Below are 15,362 nucleotides of genomic sequence, written 5' to 3'. Positions count from 1 at the left end.
TCGGTGGGTCAGCGGCCGGAGCGGGCGGCCAGCAGCCGGCGCGGGTTCCAGCGCAGCAGCCGGTACCGGGCGTCGCCGGTCCTGGCCACCACCCGCGAGGATGTGTCGCTCACCGCCGTCCGCCAGCGCAGCAGCACCGACGGGGGCAGCGCGGCGGCCAGCAGCCTGGTCCGCCGGTCGGCCCGGGCGGCGAGTACGCCGCGGACGCTGCGCAGGGCCGGGGTCAGCTCCTCGCCGGCGAGCGGGTCCCGGGCGTAGCGGGCCCGCTCCTCGGCGCGCCCGAGTAGCCGCGCCGCCGCGGCGGCGGAGGCGTCCTCGGTCAGCGCGTCGGTGGCCAGGCGCTCGGCCGTCGCCCGGGGGGTCTCCGTCCGGTCCACCCGGACCCGGTAGTCGACCAGGGTGTCGAGCAGCTCGTCCCAGGCCGCGTGCGCTTTTGCCCGGGCCCGGGCGGGGTCCACCCCCACCACGATCGCCCGCTCGACCCCGTCCTGGCCGGTGCCGGCGTCCACCATGGTCGCCTTCGGGGCCGCCGCCACCCGGGTGCCCCGGCGTCGACGCAGCGCAGCCCGGCGCAGTGCCGGCACCGCGAGCAGGACGAGCAGGGCGAGCAGTCCCGCCGCCCACCAGAGCCAGACGGGGGCCTGCCGGGTGGGGTCACCGGCCCCGACGGCCAGCCCCGCGTCGGTGTCCCGGTCGGCGGCGTCCGGGCCGGCGGCCTCCGAGGAGGGACCGTTGTCGCCCGGGGCGCTCGGAGCGCCGGATTCGGGGGTGACGGACTCCGGGGCGTCGGTGTCCGGGGCCCACGCCGAGCGGGTCGAGCCCTGCACTCCGTACGCCGGGGTGGCGTCGAAGGGCACCCAGCCCATCCCGTCGAAGTAGACCTCCGTCCAGGCGTGCAGGTTCCGGTTGGTCAGCACGTACCCCTCGCCGGTGCGGCCGGTGCCGTTGGTGAAGCCGAACGCCACCCGGGCCGGGATGCCGGCCGCTCGGACCAGCCACGCCATCGCCGCCGCGTACTGCTGGCAGAACCCGGCCTTGTTGTTGAGGAAGTCGACGATGTCCTGCCCGTTGGTGCCGCCCTTGGTGGTCAGGCTGTAGGTGAAGCCGTTGTCCGAGGAGAAGTAGTCGTAGATCGCCCGCACCTTGTCGTAGTCGGTGCGCTTGCCCCGGACGAGGTCCGAGACCAGGGTGTCCACCTGCGACACCGGCGGGGTCTCGGTCTGCTGGACCCGGACGGGATGGTCGGCCGGCAGCGAGGGGGCGCGGCGCAGTGCCGCCGGGCTGTACGTCGACCGGACGTAGTCGAACGAGTAGCGCTTGTCGCGGGCGTTGTCCCGCTTGGAGAAGATCAGTTGCAGGGCCGGGTCGTACAGCCAGTTGCCGCCCAGATCCTCGGTCCGCACCGGCTCGCCGTAGACCGGCAGCAGGGGCATGGGGAAGTTCTTCGTCACCTCGACGGTGGCCCGGTACTCCTGCTGCTCGACGCCCTCCCCGGCCCGGGCCGGGTCGGGCAGCCCCCGGTTCACCGGCCGGCCGTTCGGGTCGCTCTCCCGGAAGCCGTCCGCCCGGAGCCTGTCCGCGACGCCGAAGCGCAGGTAGAACGGGCTCGGCTCGGTGGTGGTCACCTTCACCATCTCGACGACCTCGGACTGGTTGAGCTCGCCGCTCAGCGCGGCGAACAGGTCGACCTTGCCCGGGCTGCCGCCCTGGCCGGCGCGTCCGGTGCCGTTGCCCGTCCCGGAGCTGAGGGCGTCGAGCAGCCCGCCGGTCATCCCCGGCACGGCCAGCGGCAGCACCACCGCCAGCGCGACCCCCACCACGGCCAGCCGGCGGCCGGCGGCGGCCAGCGGGGACGACTCCCACACGTCGACGTCCCGGCCGTCACCGGTGAACCGGCGGCCGAACCGGCGTACCCGCTCGACGTTGTCGGCGACCAACAGCCAGAGGTACCCGGCGGCGCCGACCATGAACGGCACGGCGGGGACGCTGTCGATGTACACCGCGACCGGCACCGAGTAGATGGCGAGCATCGGCAGGCCGGCCAGCGCCGGGCGGCGCAGCCCGACGGCGAGCACGTCCACCACCATCGCCACCCCGCCGATGCCGAGCACGCTGATGAACAGCAGCGGGTCGGTGTCGGGCACCTTGACCCCGTACGAGCGCATGTCCTGCGCGGACGCCCCGAGCAAATCGCCGAAGTGGGCGAAGGTGGCCGGGGTGGGCAGGAACGCCACCAGCTCCCCGCCGCTGGGGAAGAGCCAGGTCAGCGCGAGTACCAGCCCGGCGAGCATGCCCAGGACCTGCCCCCACAGCGGCGCCCGGACCAGCCGGGTCAACGCCGCCACGCCGGCCACCACCGCGACCGCGATGGCGGCCTGGATGAGCCAGGTCCAGCGTTCGAAGATGGCCGACAGCGGGGCCGCCGAGAGCAGGGTCGCCCCGGCGGCCACGAAGCCGAGGTTGCGGGTCGCGGTCACGGGACCACCCTTCCGGTGTGTGTCATGCCCGGCGTGCCGGGCCCCTCGCGTGCTCCCACCCGGGGAGGGGAGCGTCACCTCACGCCCGAGCCGGAGCGTCGGTCCGCCGCCCTGGCCCGGGCGTCACTTCACGCCACCCGCGACCGTCTCGGCCAGCGCCGCCCGTAGGGCGAATCCCTGCGAGCCCCGGCCGGCCTGCGGCCAGAGCGCGGGCAGCCGGGCCCCGTGGTCGACCCCGATCACCCGCCACCCGTTGCGCACCAGGGCGAGCGCGGCGGCGCCGTGCGCGTGGTCGGCCTCGGCCCGGGCCCGGGCCGGCAGGTTCAGCCAGGTGGAACTGTTCAGCAGGAAGCCGACACAGGTGGCGCCGTTGCCGCGCAGCCCGGCGAGCAGCTCGGCCTCGGCGGTGTTCAGCGAGCCGAACAGCGCGATGATCAGGCCGCCGTCGGAGCGCTGCCGGACCCGCTGCACCAGCGTGGTGATCTCGCCGCGCCCGTCGAGCCGAACCTCGGCGAGGTGGTCGAGGAGCACCCCGTCCCCGGCGCCCTCGGCCGCGTCGACGTCCGCGCCGCCGCCGGTGACCAGACGCAGCTTGTACCCGGCCTGACGCAGGTGCACGGCGATGCTGGCCGCCGCGGAGACGGTCCACTCGAAGCTCGCCGTCGGCCCGTCGCCGCGGTGGCCGTACCCCCGGGTGTCCAGGACGACGGTGGCCCGGCTCTCCCAGGGCTGCTCCTCGCGGCGGACCATCAGCTCCCCGGTGCGGGCGGTCGACTTCCAGTGCACCCGGCGCAGGTCGTCGCCCACCCGGTACTCCCGGGTCGCCGCGTCGTCCTCGCCGTGCACCGCCACCGAGCGGGCCCGGCTGTCGCCGCTGCCCGCGTACTCGCCGGGGAGCCGGACCGAGGGCAGGGCCGTGACCTGCGGGATCACCGTGAGGTGGTCGGTGCCGGGGAAGGCCCGGCTCAGCTCGCAGAGCCCGAACGGGTCGGTCAACCGGACCACCAGGGGGCCCAGCCCGTACCGGCCGCGCACGTCCGCGCGGACGGTGTACGCCACCGAGCTGGCCTGGTGCGCGCCGAGCCGCTCCAGCACCACCCGGGGCCGGCTGCCCAGCGCGTACGGCAGCCGGTCCTCCAGCAGCAGCGTGCCGGTGGGCAGCCGGGACATGTTCTGCAACCGCAGCACCACCCGGGAGCTGGCCCCGACCGGCACCCGGTGCGGCTCCAGGGACCGGTTGCCGGCCAGCTTGTACCGGCTGCGCCCGACGTACGCGGCGGCGAGCAGCGGCAGAGCGGCCAGCAGCACCGCCACCCGCAGCAGGTCCTTCTCGCCGAGGATGGCGGCGGAGACGCCAGCGGCCAGCGCGGCGGCCAGGAAGGAACGGCCGCGGGTGGTCAGGCCCCGGAGCCCTTCGCGCACGGTCACCGCCTCCGGGGCTCGTACGTGGCTCGGCCGTTGCCCTCGCCGGTGGGCCGGTTGTCGTACGGGGAGCGCTGGCGGTCGTGCGGCAGCGGGAGCCGGTGCACCAGCTCGGACACGATCGCGTCGGTGGTGCGCCGGGCGAGCTGGGCGTCGGCGGTCGGGATGATCCGGTGGGCGAGCACCGGCACCGCGAGCGCCTGGAGGTCGTCGGGCAGGACGTAGTCGCGGCCCTCCAGGGCGGCGACGGCCCGGGCGGTGCGCAGGAGCTGGAGAGTGGCCCGGGGGGACGCGCCCAGTCGCAGGTCGGGAGCCTCCCGGGTGGCGGTGACCAGGTCGACGGCGTACTGCTTCACCGCGTCGGCGACGTGCACCTCGCGGACCGTGGCGATCAGCCGGCGGACCGTGTCGGCGTCGGAGACGGCCCCCAGCTCCTGGAGCGGGTCGGCCGCGCCGTGCCCGTCCAGCATGGCCAGCTCGGCCGCGGGGTCCGGGTATCCCATGGCGATCCGGGCGGTGAACCGGTCCCGCTGCGCCTCGGGCAGCGGGTACGTCCCCTCCATCTCGATCGGGTTCTGGGTGGCGATCACCATGAACGGGGTCTGCAACTGGTAGGTGACCCCGTCGACCGTGACCTGTCGCTCCTCCATGCACTCCAGCAGCGCGGACTGGGTCTTCGGCGAGGCGCGGTTGATCTCGTCGCCGACGACCAGGTTGGCGAAGACCGCCCCGGGCCGGAACTCGAAGTCGTGGGTCTCCTGGTTGTAGACGCTCACCCCGGTGACGTCGCTGGGCAGCAGGTCCGGCGTGAACTGGATGCGGCGCACGGAGCAGTCGATCGACCGGGCGAGGGCCTTCGCCAGCTTGGTCTTGCCGACGCCTGGGACGTCCTCGATGAGGAGGTGGCCCTCGGCGAGCAGGACGGCGAGGGCGAGCCGGATCGTGGCGGTCTTGCCCTCGATGACCTGCTCGATGTTGGCCACGATGGCCTCGCTGGCGGCGCGGAACTCGTCGTGCGGCAGCAGACCGCCCACCTCGTCCCAGGTCTGTTGTGTCACGGGCCTCCTCCTCGTCGCCGGAACGGCAGCTCTGTACAGAGCACCTGGACCCGCCGCCGGGTTCGCAGCGGGAACAAATCTTCTCGTCTGCCGCAGAAATCTCACAGGCCCCTCAGGCTAACCATGTTTGTCGTGATCGCCGACTCCCGCAGGAACTCGGCCGGTTACCCCCCGAATATTCGCCGGACGGGGGAGTCGGACGGGGGAAGCAGAGTCCGCACCGTCGGTGGAGGGGCCGCGCCGGCACTCCGCCTCCCCGAGGCGGGCGACGCGCGCGCCCGGCCCGCGGGGTACACTCCCCGACATGGCCGGAGTCTTCCTGCTTCTTACCGGGCCGTGCTGATGCGCTGACGCGCGACAGCACGGCGGCCCCTCCTGCGCGAGGGGCTTTTTTGTGCCCTCCGCCGGTCGGGCCCGCTCCGGCGACGGGCGGCAACGGGTCCCCGCCGCCGCGCGGCGGCGGAGCACTCCCCATGACGACATGACCGCGCCGAGCGAGGTCAGCACCCAGCACGGCCGAGGGATGGCCGGCGGCGACGAGCGAAGCGAGGAGACACCATGAGTGAGGCAGCACCAACGGGCGACATCCCCCCGTACCGGTACACCGCGGCCCTGGCCGACGAGATCGAGCGGCGCTGGCAGGACACCTGGGAGCGGGAGGGCACCTTCCACGCCCCGAACCCGACCGGTCCGCTGGCCGACCCCGACCACCCGCGGGCCGGCGCGGAGAAGCTGTACGTGCTGGACATGTTCCCGTACCCGTCGGGGGCGGGCCTGCACGTCGGGCACCCGCTGGGGTACATCGGCACCGACTGCTTCGCCCGCTACCAGCGGATGGCCGGGCGTAACGTGCTGCACGCGATGGGCTTCGACGCGTTCGGGCTGCCCGCCGAGCAGTACGCGGTGCAGACCGGCACCCACCCGCGCACCACCACCGTGGCGAACATCGCCCGGTACAAGGAGCAGCTGCGCCGGCTGGGAATGGCCCACGACGACCGCCGCTCGGTGGCCACCATCGACACCGACTTCTACCGCTGGACCCAGTGGATCTTCCTGCAGGTCTTCAACTCCTGGTACGACCAGGACGCGAAGAAGGCCCGCCCGGTCGCCGAGCTGATCGCCGAGTTCGCCGGCGGCACCCGGCCCACCCCGGACGGCCGCCCCTGGGCGGAGCTGACCGTCGCCGAGCGGCGGAGGATCGTCGACGACCGCCGGCTGGCGTACGTCTCGGAAGCGCCGGTGAACTGGTGCCCAGGGCTGGGCACCGTGCTGGCCAATGAGGAGGTCACCGCCGACGGGCGCTCGGACCGGGGCAACTTCCCGGTGTTCAAGCGGAACCTGAAGCAGTGGAAGATGCGGATCACCGCGTACGGCGACCGGCTGCTGGACGACCTGGACACGCTGGACTGGCCCGAGCCGATCAAGCTGATGCAGCGCAACTGGATCGGCCGATCCACGGGCGCGCACATCGACTTCCCGACCGCCGTCGCGCCGGTGCGGGTGTTCACGACCCGGCCCGACACCGTCTTCGGGGCCACCTACATGGTGCTGGCCCCCGAGCACGAGCTGGTCGACGCGCTGGTGCCGGCGGCCTGGCCGGAGGGCACGAAGGACGCCTGGACCGGCGGGCACACCGGCCCCCGGGCGGCCGTCGAGGCGTACCGGAAGGCGGCGGCGGCCAAGACGGACGTGGAGCGGCAGTCCGACACGAAGGAGAAGACCGGCGTCTTCGTCGGCGCGTACGCCACGAACCCGGTCACCGGCGGGCAGGTCCCGATCTTCATCGCCGACTACGTGCTGGCCGGCTACGGCACCGGCGCGATCATGGCGGTGCCCGCGCAGGACGAGCGGGACTGGGCGTTCGCCGAGGTCTTCGACCTGCCGATCGTGCGCACGGTGCAGCCGGCCGACGGCTTCGACGGCAAGGCGTACACCGGGGACGGCCCGGCGATCAACAGCGCCGTGCCCGAGCGCGGTCTGGACCTGAACGGCCTGGGGGTGGCCGACGCCAAGGTGGCGATCATCGCCTGGCTGGAGGCCGAGGGGCACGGCACCGGCGCGGTCACCTACCGGCTGCGCGACTGGCTGTTCTCCCGGCAGCGCTACTGGGGCGAGCCGTTCCCCATCGTGTACGACGAGACCGGGGCGACCATCGCGCTGCCGGAGGAGATGCTGCCGGTCGAGCTGCCCGAGGTGGACGACTTCTCCCCGAAGACGTTCGCCCCGGACGACGCCGCCAGCAACCCGGAGACCCCGCTGTCGCGCCGGCGCGACTGGGTGGAGGTGGAGCTGGACCTGGGCGACGGGCCGAAGCGGTACACCCGGGAGACCAACGTGATGCCGCAGTGGGCCGGCTCCTGCTGGTACGAGCTGCGCTACCTGGACCCGACCAACGCCGACCGGTTCGTTGACGCCGAGAACGAGCGGTACTGGATGGGCCCGCGCGCCGAGGGCGACTGCGGGGGCACCGACCTGTACGTCGGCGGCGCCGAGCACGCCGTACTGCACCTGCTGTACGCCCGCTTCTGGCACAAGGTGCTGTACGACCTGGGCCACGTCTCGTCGTTCGAGCCGTACCGCAAGCTGTTCAACCAGGGCATGATCCAGGCGTATGCGTACGTCGATCCCCGGGGCTCCTACGTGCAGGCCGAGGAGGTCGTCGAGCGCGACGGCGGCTGGTTCCTGGGCGACGAGGAGGTGCGCCGCGAGTACGGCAAGATGGGCAAGTCGCTGAAGAACGTGGTCACCCCCGACGACATGTGCGCCGCGTACGGCGCGGACACCTTCCGTTTGTACGAGATGTCGATGGGCCCGCTGGAGGTGTCCCGCCCGTGGGAGACCCGGGCGGTCGTCGGGTCGTACCGGTTCCTGCAGCGGGTCTGGCGGGCCGTCGTCGACGAGCAGACCGGCGCGCTGCGGATCACCGACGCCCCGGCCGACGACGCCACCCGGCGGCTGCTGCACAAGGTGGTCGACGGGGTACGCGGCGACATGGAGGGGATCCGGTTCAACACCGCGATCGCCAAGCTGATCGAGCTGACCAACGCGCTGACCCGGCTGCCGGTGACCCCCCGCGAGGTGGCCGAGCCGCTGGTGCTGATGCTGGCCCCGTTCGCCCCGCACGTCGCCGAGGAGCTGTGGCGCGGGCTGGGCCACGACGCCTCGCTGGCGTACGCGGACTTCCCGGTCGCCGACCCGGCGCTGCTGGTCGCCGAGACGGTGACGTACCCGGTGCAGATCAACGGCAAGGTCCGCGGTCGCGTCGAGGTCCCCGCCGACGCGTCCGAGGACGACGTGCGGGCGGCGGCCCTGGAGGCGGTCGCGTCCGCCCTGGCCGGCAAGGAACCCCGCAAGGTCATCGTCATCAAGGGCCGCATGGTCTCCGTCGTCGCCTGACCCCGCCCCCGCCCCCACCCCCGCCCCCACCCCCCCCGCCCCCGCGGGAGCGGGGCGACAAATTCACGGAAAGAGTGGTCATTCCACGCGTGGATGCCACTCTTTCCGTGAATTTGTGCGGGCAGGGGCGGGCGGGGGCGGGCGGGGCGGGGGGCGGGCGGGGCGGGCGGGGCGGGGGTTACGGGTCGCGGCGCTGGATGAGAGTGATCGCCGCCAGCGTCGCGGCCAGGGACCAGGCGGCGAGGGTCAGCCAGGAGCCGGTGATGGTGGCCGGGTACGGGTCCCGGCTGATGACGTCGGGGTGCACCTCGATCAGGCGCAGCCAGGCGGTGAGGGGCAGGGCGTTGTACAGCTCGGCGATCCACCGGTGCTCGTCGCTGTCCACCACCATCGGCACCAGCACGAGCACCGCCGTGGCGGCGGCCACGGCCCCGGCGGCGTGCCGGGTGAGCGCGCCCAGACCCATCCCGACCAGCGCGCACACGGGCACCAGCACGGCGCTCGCCACGACGGCGCGCAGCACCCCCGGCTCGCCGATCGACCAGCCGGCGTTCCGGTCGGCGAGGATCGCCTGGGACACCCAGAACGAGGTCGCCGCGGTTACCGCGCCGAAGCCGAGCATGACCCCGGCCAGCACGGCGGCCTTCGCCGCGACCACCGCCCGGCGGGCGGGTACGGCGGCGAACGTGGCCCGGATCAGCCCGCTCTGGTACTCGCCGACGACGGTCAGGGCGCCGAGGGTGGCCGAGGCGAGGATCAGCAGCAGATAGCCGGCCTCGGGGAAGGCGTCGCGCACCGGCCCGTACAGGCGGAACATCTCCCGGCGCGCCTCGACGTACGCCGGCCAGTTCCGGTGGTCGGCGAGGCTGGCGTTGACGGCGACCCCGACCACGAACAGGAAGACCAGCGGCAGCGTCCAGCGGGTCGACCGTAGCGACCACAGTTTGATCCACTCGGCGGCCAGCAGGTCGCGGAACCGGGCCGGCGTCCCGCTCACGGTCGGCCGGCGGTTCAGTTCGGTCACGGCGGTCATCGGGTCGCCTCCCCGGCGAGGTACTCGACGCTGTCGGCGGTGAGTTCCATGAAGGCCTCCTCCAACGAGGCGGTGCGGGTGGCGAGTCCGTGCAGCCCGATGCCGTGGGCGAGCGCGAGGTCGCCGATCCGGGCGGCCGTCAGGCCGGTCACGACGAGCGCCCCGGCGTCGGCCGGAAGGACGTCCGCACCCTCGGCTTCCAGCACGGCGGCCAGCGTCGTCGGGTCGGGCGTACGGACGGCCACGCTGGCCCGGGTGCTCCGGGCGGCGAACTCGGCGAGGCTCTGCTCGGCGATGAGCCGCCCCCGGCCGATCACCACGAGCCGGTCGGCGCAGTGCTCCATCTCGCTCATCAGGTGGCTGGAGACGAAGACCGTGCGCCCCTGCGCCGCCAGCCGCCGGAACAGGTCCCGCACCCAGCGCACCCCCTCCGGGTCGAGGCCGTTGAACGGCTCGTCGAAGAGCAGCACGGGCGGGTCACCGAGCAGCGCGGCGGCGATGCCGAGCCGCTGCCGCATGCCGAGCGAGAAGCCGCCGATCCGCCGCCGGGCGACGCCGGCCAGCCCCACGTCCCGCAGCACCTCGTCGACCCGGCCGCGCGCGATGCCGTTGCTGCGGGCCAGGGCCGACAGGTGGGCCGCGGCGCTCCGTCCACCGTGCACGTCACCGGCGTCGAGCAGCGCGCCGGCGTGACGCAGCCCGCGCGGCCGGTTGGCGAACCGGACCCCGTCCACCGTGACGGTGCCGCTGGTCGGCGCGGTGAGCCCGAGGATCATCCGCAGCGTGGTGGACTTGCCGGCCCCGTTGGGCCCGAGGAAGCCGGTAACGTGGCCGGGACGCACGGTCAGGGTGAGGTCGTCGACGGCCGTCGTGCGGCCGTACCGTCTCGTCAGGGCTCGAAGTTCGATCACCTGCCCCACGCTGCCGGGCGGCGGCCGGCGCAGCGTCGCCCCGACGGCCACAACGGGCGGCCGGGCCTCAGCCCCGGGGCGTACGCCCGTGGGCCGATGCCCGGGCGGCGGCCGGCTGACTACCGTGGGCGCATGGACCCGACCGTGCCGTTGTCGCGCCGCGCCTCGTCGCTGGCGCGGGCGGTCCTGCCCTGGGCCGGCGTCGTGCTGCTGCCGGTCGCACTGCTCCTCGCCCCGCCGATGGCGTCGAGTCGGGGCGGGGTGGGGTTCGGCGACTGGTGGATTCCGGAGCGCTATCTGGTGCCGCTGCTGGCCGTGGGGTTGCCCGCCGGCCTGCTGCGGCGCCGGCCGGTGCTCGCCCTGGCGCTGATGCTCCTCGCGGCGTGCGTGGTCACCGTGGTCGTCGGCGGCCCGGAGAACGGCTACCTGACCGACATCTGGTACACGCAGTTCCTGGCGATCGACCTGGTGGTGGGGCTGATCGCGGCGAACCGGTCCCGCCGCGTCTCGGTGCCGGTGGCCGTCGGGGCGCTCGCCGTGCAGATGGCCGCCAGCTTCGTGAACCTCGCCACCGAGCCCCTCAACCGGGCCATGCTCTCCGTGCTGGCGGTCGTCACCGCGTGGACGGTCGGCAACTCGGTGCGGGCCCGGCGCGGCTACGCAGAGGCCGTCCGGGCGCACACCGCTTCCGAGGCGGTCACCGCCGAGCGGCTGCGCATCGCCCGCGAGCTGCACGACATGGTCGCGCACAGCATCGGGGTGATCGCCATCCAGGCCGGCGTGGGGGCCCGGGTCATCGACACTCAGCCGGCGCAGGCCCGCGCCGCGCTGGCCACCATCGAGGCGACCAGCCGCGACACCCTGGCCGGCCTGCGGCGTACGCTCGGCGCGCTGCGTCGCCCGCAGTCGGAGTCGGCGTCGTTGGATCCGACGCCCGGGCTGGACGACCTGGACCGGCTGGTCTCGGCCGCCGCCGACGCCGGGGTGCGGGTGGAATTGCGGCAGTGCGGCGAGCGGCGGCCCGTCCCGGCCGACCTCGACCTCGCCGCGTTCCGGATCGTGCAGGAGGCGCTCACCAACGTGGTACGACACGCGGGCACCGACCGGTGCCGGGTCACCGTCACGCACGGCCCCGACGAAATCGCCGTGGAGGTCGTCGACGACGGCCGGGGCGGCGCGGTCGGCGGTGAGGGGCACGGGCTCGTCGGCATGCGCGAGCGGGTCGCCCTGGCCGGCGGCCGGTTCCACGTCGGGCCGCGCCCGGAGGGAGGCTTCCGGGTGGCGGCGTGGCTGCCGGTGCCGCAGGAGCAGCCCAGGCCGGGGGAACTGCCCAGGCCGGGGGAGCCGGTCGGATCGCGGGCCGGGGCGGGGGACCGGTGACCGTCCGGGTACTGCTCGTCGACGACCAGCCACTGATCCGCGCCGGCCTGCGGGTGCTGATCGTCGACGCCCCCGACATCGACGTCGTCGGTGAGGCGGCCACGGGGGCCGAGGCGGTGCGGCTGGCCCGCGAGGTCGTGCCGGACGTGGTGCTGATGGACCTGCGGATGCCCGGCATGGACGGTATCCAGGCCACCCGGGCGATCGCCGCGCAGGGCGGATCCACCCGCGTCCTCGTGCTCACCACCTTCGACGACGACGAGCACGTGCACGCCGCGTTGCGCGCCGGCGCGAGCGGGTTCCTGGTCAAGGACATGGCGCTGGACGACATCCTCGGCGCGGTCCGGGTGGTCGCCGCCGGGGACGCGCTGATCGCCCCCGGGGTCACCCGCCGGCTCATCGCCGAGTTCGCCCGCCGGCCCACCCCGGCCGCCCCGACCCGGTCCCTCGACGGCGTCACCGAACGGGAGCGCGAGGTGCTGACCCTCGTCGGCCGGGGCCTGTCCAACGGCGAGATCGCCGCCGAGCTGGTGATCAGCGTGGCCACCGCCAAGGCACACGTGGCCAGGCTGTTCACCAAGCTCGGCGCCCGCGACCGGGTGCACCTCGTCATCGCGGCCTACGAGGCGGGACTGGTCTCCCCGACCAACTGAGCCCCGCCCCGCCCCCCGCCCCCCGCCCCAGCTGCGGCACTTTCACGGAAAGAGTGGCCATCCCGTGCCGGGAGGCCACTCTTTCCGTGAAAGTGCGTGGATCTTGTCTGCGGGTCAGGGGGGTGGTGGCGCGTGGCGGCGGCGGCGTTCGGTGTGCCACCAGCGGTGGATCAACACCGCGCTGGCGATCAGGCCGAGGCCGGCGGGGGCGGCGGCGTACCAGTTGACGTCGCCCGGGGAGGTGGCCGCCGCGCCGAGCGCCGCGTAGCCGAAGGCGGTGGGGGCGGAGGCGAGGACGCTGCCGGCCAGGAACGGCAGCACCCGGGCGCCCGTGGTGCCGTAGCCGTAGCTGACCAGCCCGAACCCGGCGATCGGCAGCAGCCGTACGGTGATCACACCGAGGACGCTCTGCCGGGCGAACCAGCCGTCGAGGCGGGCCAGCCGGCCGCGTACCCGGTCGGCGACGAACTCCCGGCCGAGGAGGCGGCCGACCGTGAAGCCCAGCGCCGCCGCGAGCAGCGCGGCGCCCAGCGCGTACGCGGCGCCCTCCAGCGCGCCGAAGATCGCCCCCGAGGCGAGCGTGATGAAGGTCCGGGGGACCAGCGCGACCAGCAACAGCGCCCCGCCGCCGACCGCCGCCACGGGGGCGAGCCCGCCCAGCCGGTCGGCCAGCCCGGGAAACTCCTCCGCCTCGGGCAGGGGGACGACGAGCAGGGCCGCCCCGAAGGTGGCGAGCAGGAGCAGCAGCAGCGCGAACCGGACGGCCGACGGCTGCCGGAGCAGCCGCCGGGCCGCCTGGATCATGCCCGGGCGGCGGCCACGGCGGCGCGGCGCTCGGCGCGGAGCCGGTCGGCCCAGGTGTCGTCCAGCGGCGGGAGCTGGTGCGCGCCGGTCGCCCAGCGCAGCAGCAGGTCGGCCAGGGCGGGGTTGCGGGCCAGGGCGGGGCCGTGCGAGTACGTGCCGAGCAACTTGCCCCGCCACGCGCCTTCCGTGGCGCCGTCGTTGCCGACCCCGGCGGTCACCCGGGCCAACGGGGACACCCCCGGGCCGAGGTGGGTCCGGCCGCCGTGGTTCTCGAAGCCGGTGAGCGCCGGCACGCCGAGCCGGGGGTCGATGTCGCCGGCCAGCTCGCCGACGGCGCGGCTCGGGCCCCGGTCGGAGGAGAGGTCGAGCAGCTCCAGCCCGGTGCACTGGACGCCCTTGGCGAAGAACGAGGTGCCGAGTAGCTGGTAGCCGGCGCAGACGCCGAACACCACCGACCCCTGGGCGGCGGCCCGGTGCAGGCCGCCGTCGGCCCGCAGCCGCTGCGCGCCGAGCGCCTGTGGGCCGTCCTCCCCGCCGCCGATGAGGTAGATGTCGGCGGTGGCGGGGAGCCGCTGGTCGGAGCGGACCTCCAGCACCTCCACCGGCATCCCGCGCTGCTGCGCCCGGCGGGCCAGGATCAGCATGTTGCCCCGGTCGCCGTAGGTGGACAGCAGGTCGGGGTAGATCCAGACGATACGCAGGCTCTCAGTTGACACGGTCCAGCTCCGCTCGGATGTCCTGGAAGGCGGTGTAGTTGGCGATGACCTCCAGGCGGCCGGGTGGCACGGCCCGGACCGCCTCGGCGAACGTCCGGATGTGCTGGAACGGCACCCCGTTGACGTCGAGGCGGACCGCCAGGTCGTACGCCCGGTCGCCGGTGATCAGCACCTGCCGGCCGCGCAACGGGGCGAAGTCGACGTCGAACAGCCAGGAGGTGTCCATCCCGTCGGGGTCCCGGGCGTTGATGGACAGCAGCGTCGGGGCCACGTCGGCCATCTCGAACGCCTCCAGCCAACTCGCCGGGTTCTTCGCCAGCAGCAGCCGGATGTTGCGCCCGTCCCGGTCGACCTGGGCGTAGCGGCCGGCGACCGAGGTGACGGAGCCCAGCCGGGAGACCGCGTCGACGGGGCGCACGCCGAACTCGGCGGCGACGGCCAGGGCGGTCGCCGCGTTGCCCACGTTGACCTTGCCGGGGAGCTGGAGGGTCACCTTGTGCCAGGCCCCGGTGGGGTCGAGCACGCCGTCGTCCTCCACCGTCCACTGCGGCCCGGGGCGACGCAGCGGGCAGCCGCTGCACCACCACTGCTCGCCGGAGCGCTGGATGGTGTGGCCGCATTCGGGGCAGACCCACGAGTCGTCGTGCCAGCGCTGGCCGGCGCTGAACCAGGTGACGTGCGGTGGCCGGATGCCGCGGGCCGGGTCGCCGGGCGGGGTGGCGGCCCACACCACCATCGGATCGTCGGCGTTCGCCACCACCCGCACGTCCGGGTGGTTGATCAGCGCGGCCCGCCAGAGCTGCGCCATCATGGCGACCTCCTTGGCCCGGTCGAGCTGGTCCCGGGAGAGGTTGAGCAGCGCCACCACGTGCGGCTCGGTGGCCTCCAGGACCTGGGCCAGGTAGTGCTCGTCGACCTCCAGCACCGCGTACGGGGTGCTGCCGGCCTTGGCCAGCGCCGAGGTGTGGCCGGTGGGCATGTTGGCGCCGAAGGAGTTGGTGGCCACCCGGCCCAGGACGCCGACCGCCGCGGCGGCCAGCCGGGTGGTGGTCGTCTTGCCGTTGGTGCCGGAGACGAGCGCGATGGCACGTCCGGCAGACAGGTGGGCGAGCAGGTCCGGGTCGATCTTCAGGCCGATCCACCCGCCGATCACCGAACCGTCACCACGACCCGCGGCTCTCGACAGCGCCGCGGCGGTCCGCGACACCGAGCTGGCCACCTTCGCCCGCAGGGGCATCTTCGCGTCCGTCACGCGAGCGAGGTTACCGGACCGCCGCCCCCGCCAGATCGCCGCCGACGGCGAACCGTTCGGCCGGGGGCGTCCGGCGGACGGTCAGCGCACGCTCGACCGGATGGAGTCGATCTATGTCGGGTAGTGGACGCCCGGGTGGGGGCGCTCCGGCCCTCCACTCCGCTCCACCCCCTCTGACGTGCGGTTTTGCGTTCCGAAACGCCACGCCGCACGGGCGATTCTGGTTGCAGGTGGAGGGAAGTGGAGTAGAGTGGGGCCCA

General features: G+C 74.3%; 11 protein-coding genes. 3 read left to right on the top strand and 8 right to left on the bottom strand.

The features are described from left to right. Positions 1-8: 8 nt before the first annotated feature. The 3 genes from ACH4T9_RS11270 to ACH4T9_RS11260 form a co-directional block, all read right to left on the bottom strand. On the bottom strand, positions 9-2,477 hold the full coding sequence (locus ACH4T9_RS11270; protein WP_396670953.1) for a transglutaminaseTgpA domain-containing protein: 2,469 nt from the start codon (positions 2,475-2,477) through the stop codon (positions 9-11). A gap of 123 nt (positions 2,478-2,600) precedes the next feature. Continuing rightward, positions 2,601-3,899 carry a DUF58 domain-containing protein gene (locus ACH4T9_RS11265; protein ID WP_396670952.1) on the bottom strand — a complete coding sequence of 433 codons (1,299 nt, stop codon included), beginning with the start codon at positions 3,897-3,899 and terminating at the stop codon, positions 2,601-2,603. A gap of 2 nt (positions 3,900-3,901) precedes the next feature. Continuing rightward, positions 3,902-4,957 (bottom strand): AAA family ATPase, encoded by a 1,056-nt coding sequence (locus ACH4T9_RS11260; protein ID WP_396670951.1) that lies wholly within the window; start codon positions 4,955-4,957, stop codon positions 3,902-3,904. Between the two features lie 558 nt (positions 4,958-5,515). Between ACH4T9_RS11260 and leuS the strand changes: the two genes are divergently transcribed. After that, a complete protein-coding gene (leuS, locus tag ACH4T9_RS11255; protein ID WP_396670950.1) occupies positions 5,516-8,353 on the top strand; it encodes a leucine--tRNA ligase in 2,838 nt (945 codons plus the stop codon). A gap of 178 nt (positions 8,354-8,531) precedes the next feature. Here leuS and ACH4T9_RS11250 read toward each other — a convergent pair whose 3' ends face one another. Together ACH4T9_RS11250 and ACH4T9_RS11245 are read right to left on the bottom strand one after the other, a co-directional pair. Further along, positions 8,532-9,386, bottom strand: coding sequence for an ABC transporter permease subunit (locus tag ACH4T9_RS11250; protein ID WP_396670949.1), 855 nt, complete (start codon positions 9,384-9,386; stop codon positions 8,532-8,534). After that, entirely contained in the window at positions 9,383-10,297 is a 915-nt protein-coding gene (locus tag ACH4T9_RS11245; protein WP_396670948.1) for an ABC transporter ATP-binding protein, read from the bottom strand. The genes ACH4T9_RS11250 and ACH4T9_RS11245 overlap by 4 nt, the downstream gene beginning before the upstream one ends. 132 nt (positions 10,298-10,429) lie before the next feature. Between ACH4T9_RS11245 and ACH4T9_RS11240 the strand changes: the two genes are divergently transcribed. Together ACH4T9_RS11240 and ACH4T9_RS11235 are read left to right on the top strand one after the other, a co-directional pair. Continuing rightward, the gene (locus ACH4T9_RS11240) at positions 10,430-11,677 is read left to right on the top strand and encodes a sensor histidine kinase (protein ID WP_396670947.1); all 1,248 of its coding nucleotides are present in this window, start codon (positions 10,430-10,432) and stop codon (positions 11,675-11,677) included. Further along, positions 11,674-12,330 carry a response regulator gene (locus ACH4T9_RS11235; protein ID WP_396670946.1) on the top strand — a complete coding sequence of 219 codons (657 nt, stop codon included), beginning with the start codon at positions 11,674-11,676 and terminating at the stop codon, positions 12,328-12,330. Before ACH4T9_RS11240 ends, ACH4T9_RS11235 begins: the two co-directional genes overlap by 4 nt. A gap of 114 nt (positions 12,331-12,444) precedes the next feature. Here the strand turns inward: ACH4T9_RS11235 and ACH4T9_RS11230 are convergent, their stop codons facing one another. Genes ACH4T9_RS11230 through ACH4T9_RS11220 form a run of 3 tightly spaced genes read right to left on the bottom strand, consistent with a single transcriptional unit; the run spans position 12,445 to position 15,087 of the window. Continuing rightward, complete coding sequence (locus ACH4T9_RS11230) at positions 12,445-13,134, bottom strand: TVP38/TMEM64 family protein (protein WP_396670945.1); 690 nt, start codon at positions 13,132-13,134, stop codon at positions 12,445-12,447. After that, the gene (locus tag ACH4T9_RS11225) at positions 13,131-13,850 is read right to left on the bottom strand and encodes a glutamine amidotransferase (protein WP_350884884.1); all 720 of its coding nucleotides are present in this window, start codon (positions 13,848-13,850) and stop codon (positions 13,131-13,133) included. The genes ACH4T9_RS11230 and ACH4T9_RS11225 overlap by 4 nt, the downstream gene beginning before the upstream one ends. Further along, positions 13,840-15,087 (bottom strand): MurT ligase domain-containing protein, encoded by a 1,248-nt coding sequence (locus ACH4T9_RS11220; RefSeq protein ID WP_396671457.1) that lies wholly within the window; start codon positions 15,085-15,087, stop codon positions 13,840-13,842. The genes ACH4T9_RS11225 and ACH4T9_RS11220 overlap by 11 nt, the downstream gene beginning before the upstream one ends. Between the last annotated feature and the right edge of the window lie 275 nt (positions 15,088-15,362).

It is taken from the genome of Micromonospora sp. NPDC020750, assembly GCF_044334565.1.
Taxonomy (GTDB): domain Bacteria; phylum Actinomycetota; class Actinomycetes; order Mycobacteriales; family Micromonosporaceae; genus Micromonospora.
The sequence above is the reverse complement of the archived record's forward strand: the minus strand, read 5'-3'. Positions and strand labels throughout refer to the sequence as shown.

Bases quoted from the DNA above. Each gene is read 5' to 3' on its own strand.
- ACH4T9_RS11240 (WP_396670947.1), top strand. From the start codon at position 10,430: ATGGACCCGACCGTGCCGTTGTCGCGCCGCGCCTCGTCGCTGGCGCGG.
- ACH4T9_RS11220 (WP_396671457.1), bottom strand. From the start codon at position 15,087: ATGCCCCTGCGGGCGAAGGTGGCCAGCTCGGTGTCGCGGACCGCCGCG.
- ACH4T9_RS11250 (WP_396670949.1), bottom strand. From the start codon at position 9,386: ATGACCGCCGTGACCGAACTGAACCGCCGGCCGACCGTGAGCGGGACG.
- ACH4T9_RS11230 (WP_396670945.1), bottom strand. From the start codon at position 13,134: ATGATCCAGGCGGCCCGGCGGCTGCTCCGGCAGCCGTCGGCCGTCCGG.
- leuS (WP_396670950.1), top strand. From the start codon at position 5,516: ATGAGTGAGGCAGCACCAACGGGCGACATCCCCCCGTACCGGTACACC.